This is a genomic window from Rhabdochromatium marinum, assembly GCF_016583795.1.
Classification (GTDB): domain Bacteria; phylum Pseudomonadota; class Gammaproteobacteria; order Chromatiales; family Chromatiaceae; genus Rhabdochromatium; species Rhabdochromatium marinum.
Window position 1 is genome coordinate 1 of sequence record NZ_NRRS01000106.1, and the last position, 10,196, is coordinate 10,196.

The following is a 10,196-nucleotide window of genomic DNA, read 5'->3' on the forward strand; positions in this document are numbered from 1 at the left end:
CGCCGGGATTGTACTCAGCCTGCGGGCGCTGAGCCAAACGACCGGGCGCTGGCAACAATTTTGGCAGCGAATTGATCAATTCGGTGCCGCCTGTTTCGGGTGATCACATTATTCAAAGGCCGCACCCAGAGCACGAAGCAGCGTCCGACATCGACCACGAGGATGAACGGCGGGCGACCTTCTGCCCCCGGCAGCGCGCGGACGTAGTTCTCAGCCTGTTTGTGTGCCTTGATGATGGCGACTTCCCAGGTCTCGCTGCCGGTTGGCTTGCCGGTGTCCTTACCTTCGAGCACGAAACAGCCACGCCGATAAAGATCGAGCGCGCGCGAGGTGGTGCTGCCGTCTGGGCGATGCTCGGTGACGGCGCGCTCGAAGACATAGGCGTTCTGACTGGTGTCCGCACTCGCCGGGTCGGGCTGGGGCAGATCGAGCAGGGTGCAGAATTCGGTCAGGAACAGCTGCAAATTGGCCCGCTCGTTGCCACCACGGCTGGCGCCGCCACCCCAGCGCGCGATAAAGGCATCAATCTCCGGTGCGTCCATGGCACCGATTGTACGCCAAGGGGAAACCGATGGGACAGGACACCCCGCCCAACGGCTCGCGCATCGACTCAGGTCGCGGCCTTCAACCCGTGTTTACGCACCCGATAGCGCAGCGTCTCGCGGGTGGTGCCAAGCATACGTGCGGCGGCGGTGACATTGCGCGCACTGCGTTCGAGCGCGGTCTGGATGATGTAGCGGTCCATGTCCTCGAGTGCCATGGAGCCATCGAGCGGGATAATCAGCCGATCACCCTCAACGCCGGGGCCGGCGCTGTCCTCCACTATCGGTTCCGCCACGCCCTGGCCAAGCTGCATCCATTCCAGCGGAAACACCTCGCCGGTGGCGAGCAGCACAGCGCGTTCGACCACATTGCCGAGTTCGCGCACATTGCCCGGCCAGGAATAGGCGCGCATGCGGGCATAGACTTCGTCGGGAATCACTCGCACTTGGCGCCCGGAGCGGGCATTGTTCTCGGCCACCAGAGCCGGAACCAGATCGGGCAGATCATCGAGGCGATCGCGCAGCGGTGGCAGGTCGAGACGGAAGACGCTCAGGCGGTGATAGAGGTCGCTGCGGAACTCGCCAGCGCGCACCTGTTCGGCCAAGTCGCGATTGCTGGCAGCGATCAGTTGCAGATCAACTGGGATGCTTTTCTCGCTGCCGAGGCGGCGCACCTGGCGGTCTTCGAGTACAGCGAGCAATTTTGCTTGCAGATCGAGATCCATTTCGCCGATTTCGTCGAGAAACAAGGTGCCTTCATGCGCCTGTTCCAGATAGCCGCGATGGCGTCCCTTGGCACCCGTAAAGGCGCCGGCTTCGTGGCCGAAGAGCTCGGATTCGAGCAGCTCGCGCGGCAGCGCCGCACAGTTGACCTCCACCATGGGACCATTGGCACGCGGGCCGCCGTGATGCAGAATGCGCGCGACCAGCCCCTTGCCGGTGCCGGTTTCGCCGCCGAGGATCAGAGCGCTGAAGGGCACCTCGGCTAGGCGTTCGATCAGCGCCCGGGTCTGGGTGGTCACGGAGCTGCCGCCGAGATAGCTGGTGGGGCTGTATTTGCGCCGCTGGTTGCGGGCTTCCTGATGCAGCCGCCGCTGCGCCAGCGCCGCGCGTTTGGCCCCACCGACCACCACGGCCAGGCGGTCGAGAGGACAGGGTTTTTCAAGAAAATCATAAGCGCCCAAGCGCAGGGCGCGCACCGAATCAGCCACCCCGCCATAGCCGGTGAGCAGAATCCACTCTCCTGGCACGCCGCGCCCGCGCACTTCCTCGAACAGGTCGAGCGCATTGCCATCGGGCAGGCTCATGTCGGCGAGGATGACCAGCGGCTCGAAGCTGCCATCGGTCAGGATGGCGCGCGCCTCGGCCAGGCTCGAGGCGGTGCGCGCATCCCAGTCCTGGCGGCCAAAGTGGCGCGCCAGTTCATCGGCGAGCAGAGCTTCGTCTTCGAGAATCAGCAGCGGGTTGGGCATACTAGGTCGCGATATGCGCCCCCTCGCCTTTGCTCGGTGCCTCGCGACAGCGCTCGGGTGCATCAATGGACACGGCATTCGGAAACATATCGAGCCAAGGAATACGGAAACCATATCCATGTACGGTCACCGACTCCTGCGGGCATTCGCGGGTCACACGACTGGCGATGGATTGGAGCGTCGCGGAATCGAACTTGAAATAGGGCGGCGTGAAGCCGGCGTCGGCATTTTTGAAGATCAAGGTGTCGGCGGTGCCAGCCTTTACAGTCTCGATGCGATACTGTACATCGCGCCCGTCACCGGTGACACCGGTAATCTGCACCTGCCAGGAATCCGGTCCCCAGCGCAGCCACAGGAAGCCAACAATCAGGACGCCGACGATTGCGGCACCAATGCTGAATTTGCGTTTCATGGTCATGATCGGTTCCTCTCGATATGCTATGAGGCGTCATCTTCGTCGGGGAACAGCGCCTGCATGGCGTCATCCCAGGCATCCCCCAGGGCTTGGTAAGCACCGGCAAAGCCGTCTTTCATCGCCTCCCAGGCGTTTTCCGAGCTGGTCTTCAGGCTGCCATAGGATTCTGCCACCTGGGTGCGGCGTTCGCGCAGGGCATCCATGCTGGCACGGGACTGCTCACGCGCGGCCTGACTCATGTCGGACCAGTTCTCATCCAGCCAATCCTGCATCTCATCAATGCGGGTGTCGGCTTTGTCCAGCGCCGCCTCGGCCGCAGCCACGGCCTCGTCGCGCTGCTCGGCGCTGTAGGCTTGCAAGTCCTTGAGCAATTCCTGGGTCTCCTGACGCACTTCGGCCGCTGAGCCAGCTGGTTTGGAGCTGTCTTGGGTGGCGGCTGCGGAATCGGAGGCCGCAAACAGCGGCGTGCTCGCCAAGGCCAGCACCAGAGTCGGGGCAGCGCACTGTTGCAAGAATCGCTTGTTTGAGAATTCTTTGTTTAACCATCGCATGATGTTGCCCTCATGAAGAGTGGAAAATTTGAGAGTTGAGAGTATCTGTAACGCGTTGATTTTGTTGGTAAATAATGCGGCTAAAACTTATCACGCACCGAGCGCAAGGACTCCCCGAGCGCTTCGCTTGCGCGGTGCAGCCCGTCTTGAACATCCTGCCAAGCCTCCTGGCTGGATTCACGCAAGTTATCCAAGCGTGAACGCGCATCGGCGCGCTGATCCTTGAGCTTGCCGATCTGCTCATGCAAATTAGCTTGGGTTTCAGCACTCGCACTGCGCGCCTTGGCCGATAGCTCGTCGATTTGGGCATCCCATTGATCAAGCTTAGCTTTGAATTGGTCGATGATGGCTTGACGATCCATGATGTGATCCTCCAGTTGGTTATTGACCCATTGGGTTCATTGACCCGTTGGGTGGGTTGGTGTGATCGCAGGCAAGCGCAGCAACAGCCGGCTTGGTTCGATCTCCAGCACACCCCCCTGCTCGGCGGCAAAGCGCCGCAGTCGCTTCAGGCGCAGAAAGGCGAGACTTTGCAGCGGCATTTCCCCGTCCAAACGCTCGTCGAGTGGCCCAAGCGGGTTCATTGGCGTTAAGGACAGCTCCGCACGCGATTCCAGCTCGGTTGCCGTCGCCCCTCCCGTCGTGGTCCCGCGTGTGAATTCCCTGGCAATCAAGTCCAAGCGCACCTGCCCATTGCGGCTGCCGAGTCGGGCCAGCGAGAGCGCCTGCCACAACGCCAGTTCACCATCAGGCGGCGCGGCGGCAATCCACACTGGGGCCTGAGTGTTGGGCGCGTAATTCAACCCGTCGGCGTCGGCAAACTGTGAGCAGGCCGCCGCTAAATCCATCGACCGATGCGTCGGCCAGCGCGGCACCACGGCACTCACTGTCTCATCGAGCACCTGCTTGAGCTTGGCGCTGGCGCGCAAGACGACTTGCAGCCGCTCGGTAATCTCGGAATCCGGTTGTTCCAGCGCCAGACTTTCGCACACCATGTCGATGGCACCGAGCGGACTACGCAGCCGGTGCGCCAATTCCCGCGCTTGCTCAGCCACCAACGCCTGACATTCGAGATCGGCCGGACCGCCAATGGGGCGGCACCAATCGCAATCGTCCGCGCTGCCGCCCTGTTGCCGTTGCTTAGGTGTCCAAGTGTCATCGTCGTTTGGTGTTGTTCTGGTTTCCATTGGCTCGACCCTTGGCCCGTTAGACGCTGGTTAGACACGCTGGCGCGCCCTCCAAGGGCTCGCTCGACATTGGATCCTGATTGCTGCATTGCGCTTTGTTTCGCTTGTCAGTGCAGCAAAGAGAATGCCAACTCTCTTTCCACCCCTCAAAATTTCAGCCTGGGCGCGGCTTCGACAGGATGGGCAGGCCGGCAAGCGCATGAGAGCCGTTAGGACTGCATGTAGAGATTCATGAGCGTTGGCAGGGTGTCAGCGGTTCAAAACCACCACTGCGGTGCATTTGAACCGAACGCTAAACCGAATGCCCAAGAAGCCAGACTCCTGGCTGTTCGGTCGCATGCGCGCCTCAGTGCCCGCCAGACTGGGACTGGCACAGTCCATGCTGAAGCTTCTTCATCATCCCTGAAACATCTGCGGGAGCGCCGTATGACAATCCAAGCACGCCAGATTCTCGTGATCACGACACTGATCGGTTTACCGCCCCTGGCTACGGCCACCTCCATCGCTCCGCTCGACCCGAACATTTTCACCCAGGGCCACTATCAGGAGCATGCCTGGGTCAGCGGCGGCTTTGGCACCCATGAGCGGGAGCTGCTCAGCCAGCATTTTGGCCAGGACTACAACCTCAAGCTGGAATTTGCCCGCGTCGATGGCCATTACCTGGCCAATGTGGCCGTCACCATTATGAATGGGCGTGGTAAGCCGGTGCTCTCGGCACCGTCGCCAGGCCCCTGGTTCCTGGCGGACTTGCCCGCCGGTCATTATCGAGTGATCGCCAGCGCCGATGAACGCACCTTCGAGCGCCCCGTTTCCATTCCGGAGCAGGGTTCACGGACACTGATTTTCAACAATTGGCGGCGCGATTAAAGCTCGATGCCATGAATCAATCGCCTCTGTTTGCCAGTACGCCGGAACTGGCGGTTGAACGAGCGCCACTACAGTTAACCAATGAAGCTTGGCCCCTGCCGGGAAGATCCCATGACGATCTGTCGCCAGAACAGCAACCCCTGAGCGACTCCCTCGCACAAACAGCATTGTGCGCCGCAGGCACCAGTCGATCAGGTCACCGAAGCCTTGGCGCAAGACAGCCAACCGGGTGCGCGGTGAAGGCTTGTGACAGGCAGCAGCGCAGCGCGCTCAGGATCTTCCAATAACTGGCAAGCAATCAGGTAGCCCGCCGCGCTCCAGGTCTGGTGCCGGCGCGCCTGCTGGCCCATCAGGCGGCCGTGACGTCCGTCGTAGTATTCCGGCCAGTCATCGCGGCTCAGGCGACGCTCGGCGGCCTTGAGTGCGCGTTCGGCCAAAGCCTGATGGCCGCTTTGCAGGCTGACCAGGGTCAGCAGCCACAGCAGCACCGGCCAATGTCCGCCGTTGTGATAGGACCAGGGTCGGTTTTTCGGATCACAGCCGGTCAGAATGCGCCAGTCCTGATCGGCCAGAGCCGGAAAGCACAGCTTGAGCGGCACTTCACCGATCAGATCATCGGCGCGGGCGGCGAGCAGTTGCATGATGGCGCCGGTCTGCTCCTGGCTGGCCAGTCCGGCGGCGCAGGCCAGCAGATTGCCCTGTCCAAACCACCGGTAATCGATTCGCCCAGGGCCGAGGTTACCGACCAGATAGCCACCGTGTTCCGGCAGCCAGTCCATCAGCCAGTTCGGAATGGTATCGGGGTGGATGTTGAACTTGTTGATCGAGGTCGGGCCATATTCCTCGACACCATAGCAATAGATCTGATTCAGCCGTGACAGATCGAGCCAGTAGTAGGTGCGCACATGATGAGCGAGGTTGGACAAGCGTTGACTGAGCACCGGCTGATAGGTCGCGCTGGTTGGGTCATTGTCGTCGAGCAGGTCCATAGCCGCGCGCAGCGCGGCGAAGAACTGCGCCTGAATATCGAGCGGATAGCCATAGACGCCCATGCGCCGGTCGATCATGAAGGATCCGTCGGGCACCAGCATGGTTGGGAACATATCGAAGCGGCTGATCAGGCACAGATCCAGGATGAGACGAATAGCCTCCTGCACTTCGGCCCGCTCCGCAAAAGCACGGTCGGCGGTGGTGCGCACATAAGCGTGCAGAATCAACAGCCACCAGAAGCCAGAGTCCACCGGCGCAACCTGGGCGATTGAGTACTCGCCGAAATCCGCGACCAAGTGCTCACGAGAGCCGTCGCAGGTCACCTTGAAGCTCGCCGGCATCAGCCCTTCGCCCGGTTTGAAGCAGTCGAGCTGTCGCTCCTGACTTTGCAGGCGCAAGGTTGTTTCAAGAAAGTTGCGCACGATCTCCGGGCGGCCATCGAGCAGGAACGCAAAGGCCGAGATGGCAAAGTCTCGGGTGAACACCTGATCGTAATTCAATGGTGCCGTTTCGGTGTCCTGAGCGGCCACGGTGCCGACCGGTTGCCCCTGGTAGGTGACGACGGAGGACTCGAGCACCTGCCAGGCCTGTCGAATGATCTTCGCTTGCATGTCGCGGTCTTCTTTCTGGGTTCCTGTTGACAGTTGGGCCGGAACATCGCCTCAGTCAGCCCCCTGGTTCGCCGGTGCGCGCGTCTGAATCAGTCCAATGACTTTCCAGCCAGCGCCAGGCTCAAGATGGTCGCTGCCGTCGAAGGGGAGGATATTGCCCTGCGGATTGACCGCGAATAACGGGGTCATCCGCGTTCCATATTCTTTTCGGTAGTCATTCCAGGCGAACACGTTCGTCAGCGCCGTGATACGGATCTCGGCGCCCTGCCCCAGCAGGCTCGCGAGTTTGGCATAGGTCGTCTGGGTACCAAAGAGCGTTTGGTCACGGCGATGGCGGCGGCGGATCTCGGTCGGCAAGCGCGGGTCGCGCTCGCCGGGTGGCAGCCGGTAGACCTTGTTGCGACCGAATACTTTGCCAAACTCGAGGCTGGTCAGGGTATTCAGATCAGCGCGCGGCGAGAGGGCAAACAACAGCCCCAGGCCAGTCAGCTCCAGGTGTTGTTCGGCGTGCTCGGAGGTCGGATTGCCGTAGTAGGCCGGCAGGCCCTGCAGCCGTGCCTCGGCCACCTGATCCCAGTTGGCGTCGGTGAGCAGCACCGGGATCTCCAGCCGCTGCAAGGCGGTACCGATCGCGCGCGCGACGCGGTTGGCGCCGACGATCAACACCCCGCGCGGCGGAGGCTCGCGCACGCCGAGCCAGGCGGCAAGCGGCTTGGCCGTCGCGCTCTGCACGATGACCGTGAACAGGATCACCAGAAAGGTCAGCGGGACCAGGGCCTCGGCACCGGCGTGGCCGGCATCCTCAAGGCGCAGCGCGAACAGCGCCGAGACGGCGGCGGCGACAATCCCGCGCGGCGCGATCCAGGCGAGCAGACCGCGCTCAGGCCAGGACAAGGCGCTGCCCCAGGTACTGGCCAGCACGGCCAAGGGGCGTCCAAGCAATTGCATGCCCAACAGCACGGCGACCACGCCCCAGCCGAGCGCTGGAATGGCCGTTGGATCCAACCGCGCCGCCAGCAGCACGAACAACCCGGAGATCAACATCAGGCTCAGGTTCTCCTTGAACGGCAGGATGTCGTCCAAGGGCACGCCTTGCATGTTGGCCAGCCAGATCCCCATCACCGTGACCGCCAGCAGACCGGATTCAGCATGAATCTGGTTCGCGAGATAAAACACACTGATCGCCGCGACCAGGGTGGCGAGAATATGCAGATACCCCGGCAGCCAAAAACGCCGCAACACTTCCCCAGTCACCCAGCCAGCCAGGGCGCCGATCAACATGCCGACCACCAGCAGAAGTGCGAAGGTCAGCAGAGAGGCGCCCAGGCTGGCCTGGCCACCGGTGCTCAACAGGAACTCGAACACCAGCACCGCGATTAGTGCGCCAATGGGGTCGATGACGATGCCCTCCCAGCGCAGGACGCGCGCGACCTTTTCGGTGGGACGCACACTGCGCAGCAAGGGACCGATGACCGTTGGGCCGGTAACCACGGTCATGGCGCCGAACAGTACCGCCAGCGGCAGCGACAGCTCGATGAAAAACCAAGCCAGCGCCGTGGTAGTAGCCCAGGTGATCAACACGCCGATCGTCAACAGCCGACGCACGGGCGCTTGCAGCCCGCGCACCTCGTGCAGGTGCAGGCTCAGCCCGCCCTCGAACAGGATGATCGCCACCGCCAGCGAGACGATGGGGAACAACAGTTCGCCGAACAGGGCATCCGGATTCAGCCAATGGGTGAGCGGGCCGGCGACGATGCCAGCGGCGAGCAGAAAGACAATGGCGGGCAGACGCAGGCGCCAAGCGAGCCAGTGCGCGACCAGCGACAGGACGCCGACACCGGCGAACAGACTAACCGCTTGCTGCGACATTAACTGGGGTGCTCCTGTTCGTCGGTATCGGTGTCGGCGCCAGCCTCACGTACTTGGCCGGCGTTCCGGCGGTGCCATGAACTCCGGTCCCACCGGATCCTGAATGCGCGTGGCGAGCATGCGCTCAATCTCGGCCAGGTCGGCCTCGCTGAGCGTCCAGCCGAAAGCGTCTTCAAGGGCGGAGAGCTGCCCGGGATGACGCGCGCCCCACAGGGCGATGTTATTGTCATATTGCTGCAGCAGCCAGCGCAGCGCCAGTCCCAGAACCGAATGGCCACCGCGTTCGCTGGCCAGGGTCTTGAGATCCTCGACGGCGGCGAGGTATTGCTCGAAACGCGGCGGCTGAAACTTGGGGTCGGACAGGCGCAGATCGTCGCCGTCGAACTGGGTGTCGGGTTGCATGCGCCCGGACAGCAACCCCCGGCAGATGGCGCCATAGCAGAGTGCCGCAACCTCATGCTCGCGTGCCCAGGGCAACAGATCGGCTTCGATTTGGCGCTCAAAGAGATTGTACGGCGGCTGCACGCTATGCAAGGGCGCCACGGCGCGAAATTCTTCGCATTGCGCCGGCGAGAAGTTGCTGACGCCGATTGCGCGGATCTTGCCGGCTTCAAACAGCGCGCGCATAGCCTCAGCGGTTTCGGCGATCGGCGTTTGCGGATCCGGCCAATGGACCTGATAGAGATCAATGTAGTCCGTTCCCAGCCGACGCAGGGAATCCTCAACCTCGCGCTCGATACGCGCGCGACTGGCATTGCGCCACACGCTTGACTGAGCGTCGTTCCACTCCAGGGCCGTCTTGGTGGCGATCACCAGATCCTCGCGCCGGCCATGTTGGGCAATGGCTTTTCCAACCAACTCCTCGCTGCGGCCGAAACCGTAAACCGGGGCAGTATCGATAAGAGTGATGCCCTGCTCGGTGGCGCGCAGGATGGTTTGGATGGAGGTCTCCTCATCGGAGCCACCCCACATCCAGCCGCCAATCGCCCAAGTGCCAAGCCCAATTCTGGAAACGGTCAGTTCGGTGTTGGGTAAAGTGATGAATTGCATTGGAACCTCGTCTTGGCATCTTTGCATGGGTTTCGCTCTGGGTTTCCATCTGACCTTTGAGAATGGTGGCACCATCGCGCACCACAAGTAATGGTTAGCAACCCCCGCGCCGGTTTCTCTGGCGAACCTGGCTTGGCTGCATCTGCCGGCCAGCCGGTTTAGACCAGCAGGCACTGGTTCATTTAACCCAACCTGCGGGGCAAATGCACCACTCCAGCAATACACCCCTCGGTATTTCACCCTCCTGTTCGCGATCCATGGCGCTCACTCCCGCTGGCCCGACCTTTGCGTACCCGTCCTTATATTGGCGGTGCTACCGCACAACAAAGATCGAATGCCGCATGTCTCGTCACCCATTCCACAGTTGGATATCAAGAGTGGTGCGCGAATGTTTAGCTCAAGCTGACAACGCGGCTGAAGGATGGGAGTGGTGAAAGAGGATGGGAGTGGTGATCAAGCGCCAGCGTTTTTTGGCACTGATGGATGAGATCGGGCAGCGGAGCATCAACACCTGAATCCTCGCCCACAAAGACCGGCTGACGCGCGTTGGGTTCGAGTGGTTCGAGCATTACGCCAAGACACACGGCTGCGAAATCCTGGTACTGAATCAAGAAAGGCTTTCGCCCGAACAGGAGCTGGTGC

10 protein-coding genes and 1 pseudogene are annotated in these 10,196 nt (G+C 61.9%); 1 reads left to right on the plus strand and 10 read right to left on the minus strand.

Features of this window, described 5'->3' with window-relative positions:
- Positions 1–125: 125 nt before the first annotated feature.
- From CKO36_RS17775 to CKO36_RS17800, 6 genes and pseudogenes are all read right to left on the minus strand, one after another.
- Positions 126–542 (minus strand): annotated as a pseudogene (locus CKO36_RS17775) (type IIL restriction-modification enzyme MmeI); the annotation flags it as partial.
- Positions 543–610: 68 nt separating this feature from the next.
- The gene (locus CKO36_RS17780) at positions 611–2,014 is read right to left on the minus strand and encodes a sigma-54-dependent transcriptional regulator (protein ID WP_200286256.1); all 1,404 of its coding nucleotides are present in this window, start codon (positions 2,012–2,014) and stop codon (positions 611–613) included.
- 1 nt (position 2,015) lies between these two features.
- A complete protein-coding gene (locus CKO36_RS17785; protein WP_242469717.1) occupies positions 2,016–2,432 on the minus strand; it encodes a DUF1523 family protein in 417 nt (138 codons plus the stop codon).
- 20 nt (positions 2,433–2,452) lie between these two features.
- A complete protein-coding gene (locus CKO36_RS17790) occupies positions 2,453–2,980 on the minus strand; it encodes a sll1863 family stress response protein (protein WP_200286257.1) in 528 nt (175 codons plus the stop codon).
- An 80-nt stretch (positions 2,981–3,060) separates the two neighbouring features.
- Positions 3,061–3,342, minus strand: a complete 282-nt coding sequence (locus CKO36_RS17795; RefSeq protein WP_207161514.1) for a sll1863 family stress response protein — start codon at positions 3,340–3,342, stop codon at positions 3,061–3,063.
- A gap of 36 nt (positions 3,343–3,378) precedes the next feature.
- Positions 3,379–4,167 (minus strand): hypothetical protein, encoded by a 789-nt coding sequence (locus tag CKO36_RS17800; RefSeq protein ID WP_200286258.1) that lies wholly within the window; start codon positions 4,165–4,167, stop codon positions 3,379–3,381.
- Between the two features lie 426 nt (positions 4,168–4,593).
- Here CKO36_RS17800 and CKO36_RS17805 point away from each other — a divergent pair, with 426 nt between their 5' ends.
- Entirely contained in the window at positions 4,594–5,034 is a 441-nt protein-coding gene (locus CKO36_RS17805; RefSeq protein WP_200286259.1) for a hypothetical protein, read from the plus strand.
- 191 nt (positions 5,035–5,225) lie between these two features.
- Here the strand turns inward: CKO36_RS17805 and CKO36_RS17810 are convergent, their stop codons facing one another.
- The 4 genes from CKO36_RS17810 to CKO36_RS17825 all read right to left on the minus strand — a co-directional run.
- Positions 5,226–6,635, minus strand: coding sequence for a glycoside hydrolase 100 family protein (locus CKO36_RS17810; RefSeq protein ID WP_200286260.1), 1,410 nt, complete (start codon positions 6,633–6,635; stop codon positions 5,226–5,228).
- Between the two features lie 51 nt (positions 6,636–6,686).
- Positions 6,687–8,504, minus strand: coding sequence for a cation:proton antiporter (locus CKO36_RS17815; RefSeq protein WP_200286261.1), 1,818 nt, complete (start codon positions 8,502–8,504; stop codon positions 6,687–6,689).
- Positions 8,505–8,549: 45 nt separating this feature from the next.
- Positions 8,550–9,554, minus strand: coding sequence for an aldo/keto reductase (locus CKO36_RS17820; protein ID WP_200286262.1), 1,005 nt, complete (start codon positions 9,552–9,554; stop codon positions 8,550–8,552).
- A gap of 392 nt (positions 9,555–9,946) precedes the next feature.
- Positions 9,947–10,196: hypothetical protein (locus CKO36_RS17825; protein WP_207161515.1), on the minus strand; the 250-nt coding region annotated here is incomplete at its 5' end.